13 protein-coding genes and 1 pseudogene are annotated in these 15895 nt (G+C 63.8%); 3 read left to right on the plus strand and 11 right to left on the minus strand.

What is annotated here, in order from left to right; all coding sequences use genetic code 11:
- Positions 1–108: 108 nt before the first annotated feature.
- The 3 genes and pseudogenes from EV560_RS05680 to EV560_RS05690 form a co-directional block, all read right to left on the minus strand.
- A pseudogene (locus tag EV560_RS05680) lies at positions 109–1054 on the minus strand (alcohol dehydrogenase catalytic domain-containing protein); the annotation flags it as partial.
- Between the two features lie 38 nt (positions 1055–1092).
- Complete coding sequence (locus EV560_RS05685) at positions 1093–1512, minus strand: phage holin family protein (protein WP_165923343.1); 420 nt, start codon at positions 1510–1512, stop codon at positions 1093–1095.
- The gene (locus tag EV560_RS05690; protein ID WP_131854779.1) at positions 1484–1795 is read right to left on the minus strand and encodes a hypothetical protein; all 312 of its coding nucleotides are present in this window, start codon (positions 1793–1795) and stop codon (positions 1484–1486) included. The genes EV560_RS05685 and EV560_RS05690 overlap by 29 nt, the downstream gene beginning before the upstream one ends.
- Before the next feature lie 222 nt (positions 1796–2017).
- On the opposite strand from EV560_RS05690, the gene EV560_RS05695 reads away from it, so the two are divergent.
- The gene (locus tag EV560_RS05695) at positions 2018–2524 is read left to right on the plus strand and encodes a YciE/YciF ferroxidase family protein (protein ID WP_131854780.1); all 507 of its coding nucleotides are present in this window, start codon (positions 2018–2020) and stop codon (positions 2522–2524) included.
- A gap of 52 nt (positions 2525–2576) precedes the next feature.
- On the plus strand, positions 2577–2999 hold the full coding sequence (locus EV560_RS05700) for a low affinity iron permease family protein (RefSeq protein ID WP_131854781.1): 423 nt from the start codon (positions 2577–2579) through the stop codon (positions 2997–2999).
- Positions 3000–3217: 218 nt separating this feature from the next.
- On the opposite strand, the gene EV560_RS05705 is transcribed toward EV560_RS05700, so the two are convergent.
- From EV560_RS05705 to EV560_RS05725, 6 genes are all read right to left on the minus strand, one after another.
- Positions 3218–3424 carry a hypothetical protein gene (locus EV560_RS05705; RefSeq protein ID WP_131854782.1) on the minus strand — a complete coding sequence of 69 codons (207 nt, stop codon included), beginning with the start codon at positions 3422–3424 and terminating at the stop codon, positions 3218–3220.
- Positions 3424–3633: a hypothetical protein gene (locus EV560_RS05710; RefSeq protein ID WP_131854783.1), complete on the minus strand. Its 210-nt coding sequence runs from the start codon at positions 3631–3633 to the stop codon at positions 3424–3426. Before EV560_RS05710 ends, EV560_RS05705 begins: the two co-directional genes overlap by 1 nt.
- Positions 3634–4847: 1214 nt before the next feature.
- Positions 4848–9647 carry an autotransporter-associated beta strand repeat-containing protein gene (locus EV560_RS05715; RefSeq protein WP_131854784.1) on the minus strand — a complete coding sequence of 1600 codons (4800 nt, stop codon included), beginning with the start codon at positions 9645–9647 and terminating at the stop codon, positions 4848–4850.
- 47 nt (positions 9648–9694) lie between these two features.
- Complete coding sequence (locus EV560_RS35695; protein WP_165923338.1) at positions 9695–10735, minus strand: autotransporter-associated beta strand repeat-containing protein; 1041 nt, start codon at positions 10733–10735, stop codon at positions 9695–9697.
- A gap of 167 nt (positions 10736–10902) precedes the next feature.
- Positions 10903–11064: a hypothetical protein gene (locus tag EV560_RS35700; RefSeq protein ID WP_165923339.1), complete on the minus strand. Its 162-nt coding sequence runs from the start codon at positions 11062–11064 to the stop codon at positions 10903–10905.
- A gap of 425 nt (positions 11065–11489) precedes the next feature.
- On the minus strand, positions 11490–12641 hold the full coding sequence (locus tag EV560_RS05725) for a helix-turn-helix transcriptional regulator (protein ID WP_131854786.1): 1152 nt from the start codon (positions 12639–12641) through the stop codon (positions 11490–11492).
- Between the two features lie 320 nt (positions 12642–12961).
- On the opposite strand from EV560_RS05725, the gene EV560_RS05730 reads away from it, so the two are divergent.
- Complete coding sequence (locus EV560_RS05730; RefSeq protein WP_131854787.1) at positions 12962–14014, plus strand: AraC family transcriptional regulator; 1053 nt, start codon at positions 12962–12964, stop codon at positions 14012–14014.
- Positions 14015–14193: 179 nt separating this feature from the next.
- Here EV560_RS05730 and EV560_RS05735 read toward each other — a convergent pair whose 3' ends face one another.
- Both EV560_RS05735 and EV560_RS35705 read right to left on the minus strand, forming a co-directional pair.
- A complete protein-coding gene (locus EV560_RS05735) occupies positions 14194–14448 on the minus strand; it encodes a DUF1127 domain-containing protein (protein WP_131854788.1) in 255 nt (84 codons plus the stop codon).
- Between the two features lie 493 nt (positions 14449–14941).
- Complete coding sequence (locus tag EV560_RS35705) at positions 14942–15286, minus strand: hypothetical protein (RefSeq protein ID WP_165923344.1); 345 nt, start codon at positions 15284–15286, stop codon at positions 14942–14944.
- Positions 15287–15895: the final 609 nt, after the last annotated feature.

Below are 15895 nucleotides of genomic sequence, written 5' to 3' on the forward strand. Positions count from 1 at the left end.
AACTCCGATGCGCTCCAGCATCGGATCGAAGATCAGCGCGCGCGGAGCGGCGCGCAGCCGGCCCCTTCAAGGTCTCGGTGGCAGGCCCCGACCGCAACACGCGACGTGCAGGCCGCTGTAGACGCCGGGAATCGAAAGCGTCCCGGCCGGGCGGCAGACATAGATCATCTCGCGGAGCACATGCGGTCGGTCATTCTCGGCGAGCAGCATCTGCTTGGCACGGTCGTAAAGCGTGTCCGGCTGTCCGAAGGAGACATGGCTTTCGAGGCCGACCGCATCGATGCATTTTTGCGGCCCTTTTCCGCTGGTCAGATCGTTCAGCCGCTCGACGACGCTCTCCTTCAAAATTAATCGTGATCGCTCCGCCGGCCTCCGCCATTGACAGTCGCTCCGGCAGGCAGTCGATCGCGACGACCTGTTCGGCACCGAGCAGGATCGCACTGCGGATCGCCATTTGCCCGACGGGGCCGCAGCCCCAGATCGCCACCGTGTCCCCGGGCTCGATGTCGCATTGGGCGGCCGCCTGCCAGCCCGTCGGGAAGATGTCGCCCAGGAACAGAACCTGCTCGTCGGTCAGGCCGTCCGGGATTTTGATATGGGTCGTGTCGGCAAAGGGCACGCGCAGATATTCGGCCTGGCCGCCCGGAAACCCGCCGGTGAGATGCGTGTAGCCGAAGAGCCCTGCGGTCGAATGTCCGAACACCTTGTCAGCAATCTTCTTCTTGCGATTGCTGCGCTCGCAGATCGAGAAATTGCCGCGCCGGCACTGCTCGCACTCGCCGCAGGTAATGGTGAAAGGGACGACGATCCGGTCGCCCTTCTTCAGGCGCCCGCCGACGCCGGAGCCGGTCTCGACGACCTCGCCCATCATCTCGTGTCCCATGATGTCGCCGGGCAGCATTGCAGGGATGAGATTGTGGAACAGGTGCAGGTCCGAGCCGCAGATCGCGCAGCTCGTCACCTTGATGATCGCATCGCGCGGATGCTCGATTTCGGGATCGCTGACCGTATCGCAGCGAATGTCTTCCTTGCCGTGCCAGACGAGGGCTCGCATCATTCGTTCTCCTATGACGACGCTCCGTTGGCGGCCGTCTAGCGCCGCCGGTACCAGTGGATCAGGCCGAGCGTGGCGAGGGCGGCGGTGAGACCTCCTGCGCCGGCGAGGCCACGCTTGGCCAGCAGCGTTCCATTGACACTCGGGAGAGCCCTGGAGAGGCTGCCGGATACGGGAGCCTTGTTCAACCGCGACGCCCAGAACGCGTGGCCACCGGCCGCGACCAGCAGGAGCGCGGCAACGATTAGGCTGGCACCCACGCGACCGTAGTGAAGCGAGAGCCAGGCATGGAGCGCATCAAGCAGATAGCCGCCGGTGCACAGAAGCAGGAAAGTCGCGGCTGCAGCGAGACCGATTGCCAACAAGCGCCGTTGCAGACGGCTCTTCAACTCGGCCGCGACGAGGGTGAATGCCGAGCCGAACGTGTGGTCAGCGCGCTGCAAGCAGGCCGACGACAACTCCGGCCGCCGCAGCCCAGCATAACGCTTGCATCGGGCGGTTCCGAACCTCGTCTATCAGCATTTGCTGGAAATCGCCTACGCGCTCGTTCGCGGCCTCGGCCATCCGGTCGGTATCGATGCCGAACTCTTTCAGGTTCGCCGTCAATTCGCCGTTTCGGTCGTCGCCCCCGGCCCCCGCCTTTTCGGAGGCGCGGCCTACCGCTCCCTCGTCAACACGTCTACTGAATGCCTGGAATTCCGATTCGGAGTTGCTGGGCGATTGCTTGATGTCATCAGCCATCTTCATTCTCCCGCGCAGATGTGAATCGAGAAGCAAACGTGGCGGACGCGGTTTCGATCCGGCGCGTACTGTTTTGTACGATGGCGGACCAAGCGGAACCCGCGCCGAGCCTGCAGGTTATCGGCGCGCCACGCTCGATGCGGCGCGGCTTCGCGGTCACCCCCCGGAATGCGCTGAAAAGCCCGGGTTTGTGACTCCATCAACCCTCTCGCGGAGAGTCACATGGCCACTGAACCGAAGACGTTGAACGACATGTTCATCGACACCCTCAAGGACGTCTATTACGCCGAGAAGCAGATCCTGCGGGCGCTGCCCAAAATGGCGAAGGCGGCGAACTCGGCGGAGCTGAAGGCCGCCTTCGAGAAACACCGCGGCGAAACCGAGGGGCATGTCGAGCGGCTCGCACAGGTGTTCGAGATCGCCGGCAAGGCGGCGCGCGGCAAAACCTGTGACGCCATCCTTGGCATTGTCGAGGAGGGCAAAGCGGTGATGGAGGATTATGGCGATAGTCCTGCACTTGATGCGGGCCTTCTCGCCTCGGCCCAGGCCGTCGAGCACTATGAGATCGCGCGCTACGGCACGCTCAAGGCCTGGGCGCAGCAACTCGGTCTGACGGAAGCCGTGAGCCTGCTCGACCAGACCTTGGCGGAGGAGGTGAAGACCGACGAATTATTCAGCAAGCTTGGGGTCGGATCGATCAACAAGTCGGCACAGCCGAAGGCTGCGTGATGTCAGAGGCGGGTTGCGGTTATCCGCCGCAACCCGCAATTCCGGAGATACAATGTCCGACTACGATAGCTCACTGAACCAGCTCAATGCGAGCAACGCCTCGTTCTTCACGCGCCTTTCCCAGGTCGTCTCACGCTGGGCCGGCAAGCCTCACACCTTCTTCCTGGCGCTGACGATCATCGTGATTTGGGCGGTATCGGGGCCGTTCTTCGGATTCAATGATACCTGGCAGCTCGTGATCAACACTTCGACGACCATCGTCACCTTCCTGATGGTCTTCATCATCCAGAACAGCCAGAACCGCGATACCGCCGCGATGCAGATCAAGCTCGACGAGCTGATCGTGCGGCTGGAAGGCGCGCGGGAGGAACTCCTGGATCTCGAGGAAATGGATCAGCATCGACTCGAGGAGCTGAGGAACGAATTCGAGCGGCGTGCCGAACGAGCTCGGAGCAAAGGCGAGCCCGCTGCGTAATTCTAGCGGATGGACCGGAGGCTCGATGATGACAGATCGTTCGATTTTTTCGCGCTACGGCTTCGCCTGGGTCACGGGCGGCTTTTTGAGAAACTCGGGCGCATCTCGTCTGCGCGCCTTTCAGAACGGACCAAACCAGATCGCAACGCACGCGCCAAACACCGCTATAATGGCGGCTGCGATCAGGAGCGCCGTTTCCTTATCCGGTGGCTCAAGCTTCAAATCGACCGATCCGTGCCGGAACCGCGCCGCCGGTCCATGAACGCGGCGATAGCACGCTCGAGCGCGGCACGCTCCACGTCATGGGAAGTACCAACTTCTGCATCTTCGAGTTCGCGAACGCGTTGAAGAGCTTGTCGAAACTCGTCATCCGTCTTCATATCGACGGCGGGGTCTTCGGGTGGCAGCCGTGACGTGTCCGACATCACTGCGGCCTGTTGAGCTTCGCTTGGGTCGCGCTCGCTTTGGCGAGCAGGCCTTCCAGCTTTGCGAAGGCGATCGCGGGGATCTTGAGCTCCAGACTAGCTTCCCCTGGCACTTCGAACAGCAGGATCGCACCCTCGCTAGGGTCAGCGCTGATAATGATCTGCTTTTCGTCCGACACGGCAATCACACGGCATGGCTTATTCTGCATAGGTTTCGCCCCGAAGATCGAATGACCTGCTTACCAGTTGTCATCGCCTGTAAGGGTGTCAAGAAGGTTGGAACTATTCGGATGTGCCGCCGTTGGCGCTACGTAGCGTTGCGGAGTTTCGTTCAGTGTGCGCGTCGCGTGTTGCGGTCGGTCGGGGCCGGTCGCCGAGACCTTGAAGGGGCCGGTTGCGCGCCGCTCTGCCGCCGGCCAGCGTGCGTTGATCTTCGATCGTATGCCGGCGCGGATCGAGCCGAGCCTGGCGCTCCTGGTCTCGAAAGTGCGAACTGACGTGCCCGTTCGCGCTCTATACAGCCGCGTCGGGCGCACGCTGGCTGGTAAACGAGTGACCAAGCGACACGATGAACGGAACGTGAGGTGGAATCTCAGGCACTCGCCTCGAAAATGGCCACTAGTATGGCGCTTGCCGACCGTGAATACCCAATGATCCACAGGATTAGAGCGCACAAGTCGCCTGTCTCTCGTCATCGTGACGCGCGGTGTCTTAACCGTAGAAACCCCGAACTGCGGGGCGCCCAGGCTACCGTCGAGTAAGGACATGCCGCGCTTGCGTCCTCTACGTGAAAGAGCCCGCCATTCCAGGCTCGCCAAGCCTGGAGTTGTTCGTGTTGTGGGAGATCGCGCGTCGTGAATTGTGCAGGCACCTGGGGTCACCACGGTGGCGGACAGTCGACAGGCTAAATCAACACCCTCCCAGGTTACGAAAAGGTTGCTGGAAAAGTGCATTATAACCCGAAGCCGGGAAATCCGGTAGAGGTCGCCAGTAGGGCCTGGGTTGGGATCAGCACGGTCTTCTTCGCGAACCAGGTGCTCCTTGAAGTCGTGATAAAGCGACCAAACGAATTCGAAGACCGCAAAGACGGCTGGCTATCCGGCCATGCGTCCTGCAACCGGAGGTTCTCGATTGTCCCGCCCCTACAACCTTCGATCAGATCAGCGGCGCGATCTCTGGGTTCTCTATGGATTCATGCGGTGGATCATATTCGGATGGAACTTCCGCTTTCCACAATTTCAGACTCCGACAACTGCCGGTTTCGGCCAGTTTAGTTGCCGGTTTGGGGGAAGGTCGAGGCTGGCACGAGGGCGTCTCGGGGGGCGGCCGCAGCAAGTGAGCGGGTCGGGTGGCATGCAGCCTTAGGTGATGCGCCCAGCCGACGTCACCCGACACCCAACCGATCGCGCAGGCCTCACCTGTGTCAAAAGCTGACCCTGAGCTGAGCGGTTCCGCCGATGCGGCGGCTGTTCTCGGATAGCTCCGCGTCGATCCGAGCGCCGAGGCTGACGCTTTGGCTGAGCCTGATGTCGGCGCCCGCAGCGAGCAAGACCGCGTTGCGGTCGGGTCTGGCGCCGGCGGCGGTGAAGCTCGCGCCGGGAAGACCGTTGAGCGAGCCAGTCAGGTCGGCGTCGCGCTGGTAGTAATGGGCCCAGGCGGCGCGAACGAAGCCGGTAACGGGAGCGGCGCCCGCCAACAGAGTGGCGTCGATCCGCAGCCCAAGTTCGCTGCGACTGGTCATGTCGGAACGTCTTGCCAGCGTCAGCGTGCCGGGGGCTGAACCCGCCCCCTCGCGCTCGATCGCGGCGGGGCTGCTCGCGCGCACGGCCTGGAAGGCGGCCAGCGGCGCGAACGTGAGGGCACCCCAGCTTGCCAACGGCACGCCGGCCTCGATCCGGCCGCTCCAGCCTTGCGTCACATAGGAGGCGGTGATGCCGTTGCGGGCGAGCGCGGGGATCGCGCGGGTGGTGTTGGCATCCAGCCTGGCATAGCCCAGAGCCGCGGCGAGGTTGACGGTCCCGAGGGTGGTCCTGGCATATAACCCGGCCTGGAAGACGTCAGCCTCCGCCTTGCCGAGCGCACCCGACAGCGAGGCGCGCGACTGGCCGCTCGCGACAGCGAGACCCGCGACCGTGTTCGAGCCAAGTCTGACGTCGGCTCCAACTGCCAGAAAGCCATCGGAGAGGTTGCGATTCGCGGAGCCCACAGCCCTGTCGCCCTCGCTGCGCCCGGTCGAGCCGAAGGTCGCGCCCCAGAGCGAGAAGCGCGAGGGGTCGAGCACGGCTGGCCGCGTCGGCGCGTTGCCCCCTTTGCTGACCAGAGCCGAGAACAAGGCCTGGCCCGGCCCCGGCACGGCCTCGCCGGCGAGACGCCCGGCCGCTTCCGGATCGAGCATGACGCGCAGGAACTGGTCGGCGGCCGAGACCGCCATGGCCGGAACGGCGGTGTGGACCTCCCCCGAGAGCTGGTTGACCGCAGCCGGGATCGCCGCCGCCGGCAGGTTGTAGATCCCGAACAGCGAGGACGGGTCGGCACCGCCCGCCACCGCCCTGTCGATGCCGATAGCGACCGCATAGGCGTTGGCCAGCCGACCAATGCCAAGCCGCGTGCCGGGGCCTGGAGCCGGCGGCGTGACTGGCGGTTCGGACGGCGGCGCGACCGGCGGTTCGGCCGGAGGGTCGGTCGGCGTGACGGGCGGCTCGGGGTCGACGATCGGTGCCAGCGGCTTCGGCGACAAAGTCAGCTGCACATCGGTCGCGGTATAGGCGACGCTCGTGGTGACGCCATCGCCGAAGGCACCTGTCGTGTCGACCGGGCTAAAGCTGCCGGTCCGCCCGCCTGCCGCCGAGAGCAGGGTATAGGGCGCGGAAAACAGATAGGCGCCGCCGAGCGGCACGAGCCGCAGCGTGCCGGCGAGCGCAGCCGTGCCGGTGACGTTGATCCGGTCCGACACCGCGCCCTGCACCTCGGCAAGATAGAGCGAGCCCGCCCCCACCACGAGATTGCCATTCACCGTCAGCGTACCCGGCGAATTTCCGGGCGAGAGCGTGCCGTTCACGGTCATCGAGGGAAGCCGGCCGGAGCCGCCGATCGTGGCGCCGGCTGCCACGGTGACGCCGGACGACGAGAGGATAGAGCCGTTGACGACGAGCGTGCCGCCATTGACGGCGGTCGCGCCGGTATAGGTGCTAACGCCTGACAGGGTCTGCATGCCGGCGGCAAGCGTCAGCCCTCCACTGCCGGCAATCGTACCGGAAAATGTGGTGGATGCGGCGTTGGCGAGCGTCAGCCGCCCGGCGCCGAGCGCCACATTGCCCGCGCCGGCGAGCGAGGCGATGGCCTGATTGAAGCCGTTGGCGTCGAGGGCGGCTCCTACCGCGACCGTGACCGCGCTGGCGGCGCTGAACCGGTTGGCCGCATTCGCCCGAAGCGTGCCGGCATTGACCGCCGTCGCACCGAAATGGCTTGCCGCGCCCGCCAGCGTGGTGATGCCGGTGCCGTTCTGCTGTAGCGAGCCGGTGCCCGAGATGTCACCGGGCAGCGTCAGCGCGTCTGATCGGTTGATCGCAAGCACGCCGTTGTTGGTGACATCGCCGGCAATCGAGCCGGTGGTTCCACCATTGCCGATCTGCAAGGTGCCAGCGTTGATCGTGGTGCCGCCCGTATACGTGTTGGTGCCGGTGAGAGCGAGCGTACCGGTGCCGTTCTGATGCAGCGTGCCGGTGCCCGAGATGTCGCCGGGCAGCGTCAGCGCGCCAGACCGGTTGATCGCAAGGACGCCGTTATTGGCGACATCGCCGACAATCGAGCCAGTGGTGCCACCGTTGCCGATCTGCAAAACGCCGGCGTTGATCGTGGTGCCGCCCGTATAAGTGTTGGTGCCGGTGAGGACGAGTGTGCCGATGCCGGTCTGATGCAGTGCGCCGGCGCCGGAAACGACATTGCCAAATATCACCGTGTCGGACCGGTTGATCGCAAGGACACCGTTGCTGGTGACATCGCCGACAATCCAGCCGGTGGTGCCGCCATTGCCGAGCTGCAGGGTGCCCGCGTTGATCGTCATGCCGCCATCAAAGGTGTTGGTGCCGGTGAGAATGAGCGTGCCGGCGCCCTGCTTGGTCAGGCCAATGCCGGCGCCGACGATGGTCGAGTCGATCGTCGCCGTGACACCGGCATCGGTCGTGATGAAGGTCTTGGCCGGATCGCTGAAGGGATCGCCGGTCAGGTTCAACGTTCCGCCGGTCAACGAATAGCCGTCAACCGTGAATTGCAGGCCCTGAATGTTCTGCGCGCCTGCGACGGTGACCGTTCCCGCCACGCCCCCGAAAATCCCGACGCCCCCACGCCACTGGTCGTTGATTTGCATGCCCGGCTGCGACGTCCAGTTGGTGTTGGAGGCGCTCCAGGAGCCGGTACCGCCGTCGACGGCTCCGTTGCCGGTCGCATCGGCACCATCCCAGAATTGAACGATCTGACCGGCCCCGGCCAGCAGCACGTTGAGCTGGTTCGGAATCGTCGTGTAGATCGTATGGTTCAACGCCCCCGAATTGACGGTGCCGTACGAGCCGGAGATCGTTCCCACCACGTCGTAAAGGCGGTACCAGCCCGCCGTCGCCGCGACGAGGTTGAGCGTGCCGCCCATCGAAAGATTGCCGCCGACATTCACGAAATCATTGCTCGCGCCGCCGACGACACCGGGCTGCCCAAGCTCGAAAGTGTTGATCGAACCGATGTTCTGGACCAGATCGCCGCTGATGGTCAGCGTGCCCGGGCTGAGGCCCGCGGACAGGACGCCGCCTGCATTGACCGCGACGTTGCCGCCGACCATGCCCCCTCCGCCGAGGGTGCCGCCGTTGTTGACGTTGAAGGCGACCGCGCCGTTGCCGAGCGTGCCGCCCGCTCCTATCAGCAGCCTGCCGGAATTGACATTGACCGTGCCGCTGAAGGCAGAGCTGTTTCCCGTCAGGGTCTCGGTGCCGCCCGCCAGCGTCAGCCCGCCGCTTCCGGTGATCGCCCCGCCAAATGTGCCCGACGCGTTCGACAGCGTCAGCGTCCTAGAGCCGAGCGTCACGCTTCCGGCCGCACCGGCCAGCGACCGGATGGCGGCGCCCGCCCCCCTCACGGCTGAAATGTCGAACACGCCCGCTGCCAGGTTCACGCCGCTCGAGGCCGCGATACTGCCCGCTCCGCTCAGCGCCAGCCTGCCGCCATTGACAGTCGTCGCGCCCGTGTAGCCATTACTCCCGGTCAAGGTCTCGGTCCCGGCCGTCAGCGCCAAGCCGCCGCTTCCATCGATGGCACCGGCAAATGTGCCGGCGCCGTTCGACAGCGTCAGTGTTTTCGAACCAAGCGCCACGTTACCGGTCCCGGTCAGCGACCTGATGCTCGCGCCGGGATCGGACGACAGGGAAATGTCGAAGGATGCGCCAGTGGCGATCCCGACGCCACTGGAGGCCGCGATGCTGCCGCCATCAACCAGCGCCAGCAAGCCGCCATCGATCAAGGTCGCGCCAGTGTAGCCGTTGCTCCCGCTCAGGCCTTGGGTTCCGGCCATGAGCGTGAGCCCGCCGCTTCCCTTGATCGCGCCGCCAAATATGGAAAGCGAGGCGTCCGACAACGTCAAAGTGTTGGTGCCGAGCGTCACGGTGCCGCCGAGGCCATTGAGCACCTTGATCGTCGCGCCAAGGCCCGACGACCCAGAAATATCGAAATTCCCGCCCCCACTGATGTTCACGCCGGCCGAAGCCGCGATGCTGCCGCCACCAACCAGCGCCAGCACGCCGCCATCGATCAAGGTCGCGCCCGTATAGCCGTTGCTCCCGCTCAAGCCTTGCGTTCCAGCCGCGAGCGTGAGCCCGCCGCTTCCGTTAATCGCGCCGCCAAATATGGCGAGTACGGCGTCCGATAACGTCAAAGTGTTGGCGCCGAGCGTCACGGTGCCGTCGAGGCCATTGATCAGCTTGATCGTCGCGCCAGGGCCTGACGACCCAGAAATGTCGAAATTCCCACCCGCACTGATGTTCACGCCAGCCGAAGCCGCGATGCTGCCGCCGCCAACCAGCGCCAGCGAACCACCGTCGATAACAGTCGCGCCCGTATAGTCGTTGCTCCCGCTCAGGCCCTGGGTCCCGGTCATGAGTGTCAGCCCACCGCTGCCATTGATGGCGCCGCCGAACGTGCCGGAGGCGTTCGACAATGTCAGCGTCTTGGTGCCGAGATTCACGGTTCCACCGGTACCTGCCAGGGACCGGATCGTGGTGCCGGCGGCTATCAGAGCTGAATGTCGAAGGTTGCGCCCGGTGACAGAGTCAAGCCACTCGAAGCCGCGATGTTGCCCACGCCGCCGAGTGCAAGGGTGCCTTCGTTGACCGAAGTCGAACCGGTGTAACTGTTGACCGAAAACAGCCTCAGTTGGCCGGACCCGATTTTTGTGAGGGCACCGGGACCGTTGCCGTCAACGATGGCGCCCGATCCCCAATTGCCGATGATCCTGAAAGCGGGGGCCAGGGTGACAAAGTTTGCTTGAGTATCGATCGTGCCGTTGGTCGTATTGATCCTGAATAGATTGGATGTGACGATACTTTCATAGATCTGAAATGTCCCGCCATCGATCGTAACTGGTCCTACGCCGAGGCCAGAGCCCACCGCCACCGTACCGCTAAAAATCCTGACGTCGCTGCCGCCCGTGGCCAGCGTCAGCGTGCCGGATCCGTTTTGGATGATCGTCGTTCCAAGTTGACCGAGTACGCTCAAGGATACGTCGTCGAACTGATTGAATGTAAGAGTTCCGCCGCTGAGAGATATGACGCCCTGCGCGGCGCCAGCCTGGAGAACAAGCGTATTAGCGCCGCCTGTGAATTGAATCGCACTGATTGTTCCGCTGATTGTTCCGCTGTTGGTGATGGACAGGTCGCTTCCAATAATGCCGTAGGCACCCGAAATCGTTCCGCTGTTGTTGATTGTCAGGCCGGAACCCGTAACACCAGCCCCGCTATTCGATCCCGTGCCGCCCGTAATGGTGCCGAGATTCGTCAGTGCCGCTCCAGAGATCGTGAATTCCACCCCCACGCCGCCGTTACCGCTAAGACCGGCATCGGCAATCCCGCAGCTGACACAGGCATCGATACTACCACCGCCTCCGCCAATACCGCCCGTGCCACCTGTGATCGTCGATAGGTTGGTGATGGATGTAGCCGCGGTCACCACCAGACCGGCGCCGCCCCCGCCGCCACCGCCGCCCCCGCCGCTCGCTTGATCGAAGCCGCTGGATGATCCACCAAGACCGCCACTGCCGCCGGTCGCGCCGGACAACTGTACCGAATTAACGAGCGGCCCCGCCGTCGTTAGTCCGTTACCGCCGCCGCCACCGCCGCCACCTCCGCCGCCTGTCCCAGAGCCGCTCCCCGCTGTTCCCGGAGCACCCGCCTCGCCGGCCGCCCCCTCCGCACCGGCCGCGCCGCCTGCGCCGCCCGTGCCGCTTACGCCCGCTCCGCAACCAATGCCGCCTGCGCCGCCTGCCGCGCCCGCGCCGCCGCCTGAGCCGCCACCGCCGCCGCCGCCACCACCGCCAGTCCTCTCAAAAAAGCCGCATCCACTGGGGGCGCCGCCAGTGCTACCGTCTGTCCCGGATTGACCGACATCGCCACCCGGTCCCGCAGCCCCACCCCCGTTGCTAGGCGCATTGGCCAGAGCGGTACCGCCACTACCGCCACTGCCCGCGCTGGCCGGCATCGAACCAAGGGTCAGTCCGGCGATCGGGACGAGCGACAGGACGCCGACGAGCGCCGCAGCGGGAAACAGGCCGCTGCGGCGTTCCGAGACAGCCACGCAGCGAAGATCGCCGCGTGAAACACTGCGGCGAGAGTTCGGGATACAGAACAAGTTAGACTCCCCGCAGCCCAAATGGCGACGTTTGAAATTCCATGCGCCTTTGCGGCTCGGGTCACGCGCTAACCCGTTAGGCGGAGCTCCGCGGAATGCTGAGCCATTCGGCGTCGCTGCGCATCATCGGAACCGATGAGATTCGCTGGATCAATCGCGGCCAAGCCCGGTATGACACGCGCCGTCACAGGGCTTGCGGAGCCCGAACCGCCGGCGTCGAGCTCTGCAACAGGCGCAGCAGATCGGCCTGGCGCAGAGTGTTGGTTTTCGAGAACATGTGCTGCAAATGGCTGCGTATGGTGGGCTCGCTAATGCCGAGCATGTCGGCTGCATCCTTGGCGCCCAGCCCTTGCGCCAGCGCCATCAGCACGCGCAATTCGGCTCCGGTCAACTTGTGAAGCCTGGCGAAGGCCTCGCCGGGCATCATCGGGGCTTCGATCGGATCCTGCATGAAGATGGCGACGGAAGCCGCGAACGGGGCCACGATGTCGCGTCGCTGGCCGCGCTGCACCGGCAGCAGGGTTGCGATATAGCCGGCGCCACTTACAGCTGGGATGGCGAGCGAACGCGGGTTTGTAGCCCCTTCATCGTCATGACTCGTCGCCTGGGCGATTGCCACGGACAAGGCGGCCCGTGCGGCGGAATCGACGGGATCGAGGCGGTTGTTCAGGATACGAATCGACGTGCCTATTTTGGCCTGGCGCGCGGCCGTTTCGTTCATGTAGACGACCCGGCCACCGCGGTCCGTGAGGAAAACGCCCGCGGCGAGGACATCGAGCGTCTTCTCCAGCATCTCGGACCGCAGCGTCCGGATGTCGAGCGCATCCGAAATCGTCAGAGCGCGACAGACATGCGGCGAAAGCAGCTTGAACAGGCCGATCTCGAACTGCTGATAATGCGGCGCCTTGTCTTTCCGCGATGCATGCATCGAGGCCATGCGGCCGCCGGTCCGCAACGCCGGAAACCAGATCATGTCCGTCAGCCCGAACGGCGCGAGCACTTCCTGGTAGAAGCGGCTTTCGAGCAAGGCGGGGCGGTCGGTGGAGAGAATGTTGACGTCGCCGACGCTGGCGACGATGTCCGCTGCCGCCATCGGACTTTGAGCATACTGGCTTCCCAGCGTCTCAAGGAATTGCGGCTGATAGCCGAACACAAACAGCTGATCGTTTCGCGCGTGCCGCAGATCGTGCACGCAGATGCCGCCCCCTGTGCTCTCGCAAAGATCGGCAATCTTCAGGCAGGTGTCAGGCCATAGTTGCGGATCGAGCGCGCAGTCATAGATCGCGCCGATCGTGTCAGATAATGCCTGGGCGGATACACCATCCAGACCGATCATCGGCCCAGAGGTTCCTGCCCACGCACGCCGGTTTTCACCACCTTCACGACCCAGGCTCATCTGACCGTCGCCCCCCGCCAGTTCCGAGTCGAGGCCCGTCCGACGTAGGCCGCGGCCACCGCGGCCGCCTGATGAATGCAGTGGATTTCGCCGTCGCCGCGAGTCAACCCGACACCCTGCTCAACTTGCCACGTTATGGACGTCTCGGATGCCAATTCTGAAGCACCTTGCGTCTTGGTCGCCGAATCTGTCCACGCACTGCGAAATCTGTCTATGTTGCGGGCGCGAACGGCTCACGCGGCCGGGATGGGGACATATCGATGGCCGTGCCTGTGATCGAGCCTGCGCTGCTGGCGATGTTCGATGTTGTCCGGGCGAGGCATCCGGGAGATTTGGACGGCCGGCTGCGCGTAACCGAACGAGTCGCCAAATCGGACCGCGTCTACACTTACCAACTCCAGGACCGCGCACTTTGGCACGCGACGTTTGATAAGCCGATTTTTACGCTCGCGACCCGTGCAGCGGGCTCGATCCTGGCAAGTTTCGCCGACAGCAGCTTCGCAACCGATCTCTCCGTCGACGGCGACGAAGGCGACCTTTTTTGCTTCACGACGATGCTCGTCGGCCACATGACATTGGTCCAAAACGGGAATTCGACGACGACAACAACAACAGCCGTCGACGGTCGCGGCCTCGCCTGGAGACCCGGCCCTGGCAGCCGGCTCCTGATCAGCGATGACAACGCGCGCACGAATGTCTTCTTCAAGGTAGCCGATGTCGAGGATGCGCTGGAGCACATGCTCGATGAGCGCCTCCGACAGCCACTCGAATTCGGGCCCAATCTTGATTGGGGCAGAGGGCTTGCTGCCAGTCTGAAGCACCAGCTAGATTTCGTCATGCAGGAGTTTCAGCGACCCGACGGAGTGGCCAGCAACCCCGTCGCATTGGCGTCTCTGACCGATCTGCTTGTCTCGTTGGTGCTCCGCGGCGCGCCACACAACTATGTCGATCAGTTGGACAGGGGAACTTCCGGTGTGATCCCGGCCTATATTCGGCGCGCGGAGGACTTTATGCGCGCAAATGGCGCGGAGCCGATCCGCATGTCGCACGTCGCCGCCGCAGCCGGATGCAGTGTGCGAACGTTGGGCCATGTGTTCAAACATTTCCGCGGCAATACGCCCCTTGGCGTGTTGCATTCCATCCGCCTTGAGCTAGCGCGTGACGATCTGACTTGTGGCGCATCCGGCGCCTCGGTTACCACGGTCGCGCGCCGCTACGGTTTCACCAATTCGGCGCGCTTCGCCACCGCCTATCGTCGCCGTTTCGGCGAGATGCCATCGGAAGCCGCGCGCTTATCGCGCTCCTCCCGTTAAGTGCTGCAAAGGCCACGTTTGGGGCGTAAGCGTGCTTGGCGCCAATGCGGCTTGCCTGCCTCTCTTCAGCGACGCTCAAAAAGCCTCTGACGGCGCCCGCTCTTGGTGAAGTTATTGAGCGTCTTCTGATGGCGCAGCATTTACCGTACGCAATTGAGCGCCGTTTGACAGGTGGTATTTCACCTTAGCGACATCAGAGCGCTCATTAGGCGAACATCGACCTCGAATTCCGGGCCTGAATGGATCAGCGACCTGTCTATGCCGGCGTCCCTGAGTTGCTCGTCGCTCAGCGCGCGCAGTATCTTCTTGGTTCGCGCCCGCCGAACATGTCGGTGGGCCATGCTGACATAGAAAGCCGCTTTGCTGGTCATTGGCTCGACCAGTTCGGACGTGAAGCCGTTCAATTGTGGCGCGTTGGAGAGCGTTTCCGACATCGATGATCTCCCGAAGATTCTTGGCCCGAGAAGCAATGCTAGGTGAATTGCTGGCGCCACTGCATCATCGGAAGTAACGATACGGGCGCCAATTTCTTTTCAGAGACTTCGCGGCGTGCCGGTGGCTTACACCAGGCTGCATTCCAGCGGCAGCAAGCAGTATCTGGGCAGAACCGCAAAGATAGGCGAGCACAGCCTGCGCAGACTCAGGGGCCTGGACGTAAGCTCGGCGGTCAAGGTCGCGGCCCGCGGAAGATCAGCTTCAAAGGTCGACTTCTGTAAGGGCACCGCTTGTTGTGCAATTGCGAACATTGCGGCGGCAAGCGCGCGCCCCGACGAAGTAAATCGCCTTTGGCATTTTCGCTGTCGAGCATCCTCGTTGGCGTGTCTTCTAGAGTATTTCCGCGTTTCTCCGAAACTTGAAAATTTTCTAACCCTTTGTTTTGACGAATTTTCTTCACGCGAACCGGTGTCCACTTCGCTCGAAAATGCTCTAGCGCTTAGCCGATGCGATTGGCCCGAGATCGAGAATGCTGTCGTAGAGCGCGAGCGCCTGCTCAATGCGACCCTCATAGCAAGCCGAGCGCGCGCGCAGTTGCATCAGCACCGCGTTGTGCAGCTGATCCGCAGGCAGGTCCTCGGCGGCCCCATGATCCTCGATCAGGGTTATGACCTTGATTTCCTTCAGGGCACACTCGCGGGCAAAGTGCCCTGTCTGCACTTGCGTCTTTGCAGCCATCGTTGATGCGAGGTAGGCGCCTGTGAGGAAAGAACCGCAGAGAAGCGCTTTCAGCCCGCCTTCTCGAATGCTTTGCCAACCAACTGTGCCTCGTTTCATCGCTTCTCGCCTCCGCGTTTGGGAAGATACGCGATGTTTAGGCGGTCGGCTGGCAACCGCATCAGTGGAACCAATGATGCGGGTGCCTATTCTCGCGACGCGGCCACCAAAGTCGTGGCTCGACGGCCATGGACACATGATGCTCGCGGAGCCGTTCCCCGTAATGTCTGCTATCGGGCAGTGTCCGAAAGTCCTCTCCTGTGAACGGTTTCGGATGCCGGGCCGTGCGCACGGGTTGCGAAGCAGCGGGACCTCCTCGGTCCCCAGCACGACCGGCAGTCGCTCCGGCATCGGTATCCGCGCCATGCGGTCACCGAAGCCAGTCCGGCCCAGCGTGACCCGGAAGAAGAAGCGCAGTGCCGTGCAGGCCTGGTTCATCCGGGCGTAGCTCGCGCCGAGCGAAGCCAGGTGAAGCTGATAGAGCCTCCGGCTCGGCCCGGTCGGAGGTGGCGAGATCGCTCGCGACCTGCGCCGCCGCCGGTCTTGGCGTGAGCGCCGCAATCAGCAAGATCAGCACGGCGGCGGAGCCAGTGAACCGGCGTGGCATCACCATCCTGAACTCGCGTGCAGTTCGATCGAAAAGGTAGCCACATGCCTGCCGGACCAGCA

Source organism: Allobosea sp. BK604, from assembly GCF_004341515.1.
Lineage (GTDB): Bacteria > Pseudomonadota > Alphaproteobacteria > Rhizobiales > Beijerinckiaceae > Allobosea.

What these genes read in the sequence shown, in the direction of transcription:
- EV560_RS05730 (WP_131854787.1), top strand. Translation starts at nt 12,962, where the DNA reads ATGGCCGTGCCTGTGATCGAGCCTGCGCTGCTGGCGATGTTCGATGTT.
- EV560_RS05710 (WP_131854783.1), bottom strand. Translation starts at nt 3,633, where the DNA reads ATGCAGAATAAGCCATGCCGTGTGATTGCCGTGTCGGACGAAAAGCAG.
- EV560_RS05735 (WP_131854788.1), bottom strand. Translation starts at nt 14,448, where the DNA reads ATGTCGGAAACGCTCTCCAACGCGCCACAATTGAACGGCTTCACGTCC.
- EV560_RS05690 (WP_131854779.1), bottom strand. Translation starts at nt 1,795, where the DNA reads ATGGCTGATGACATCAAGCAATCGCCCAGCAACTCCGAATCGGAATTC.
- EV560_RS05705 (WP_131854782.1), bottom strand. Translation starts at nt 3,424, where the DNA reads ATGTCGGACACGTCACGGCTGCCACCCGAAGACCCCGCCGTCGATATG.
- EV560_RS05695 (WP_131854780.1), top strand. Translation starts at nt 2,018, where the DNA reads ATGGCCACTGAACCGAAGACGTTGAACGACATGTTCATCGACACCCTC.
- EV560_RS35700 (WP_165923339.1), bottom strand. Translation starts at nt 11,064, where the DNA reads ATGTCGGTCAATCCGGGACAGACGGTAGCACTGGCGGCGCCCCCAGTG.
- EV560_RS05700 (WP_131854781.1), top strand. Translation starts at nt 2,577, where the DNA reads ATGTCCGACTACGATAGCTCACTGAACCAGCTCAATGCGAGCAACGCC.
- EV560_RS05725 (WP_131854786.1), bottom strand. Translation starts at nt 12,641, where the DNA reads ATGATCGGTCTGGATGGTGTATCCGCCCAGGCATTATCTGACACGATC.
- EV560_RS35705 (WP_165923344.1), bottom strand. Translation starts at nt 15,286, where the DNA reads ATGAAACGAGGCACAGTTGGTTGGCAAAGCATTCGAGAAGGCGGGCTG.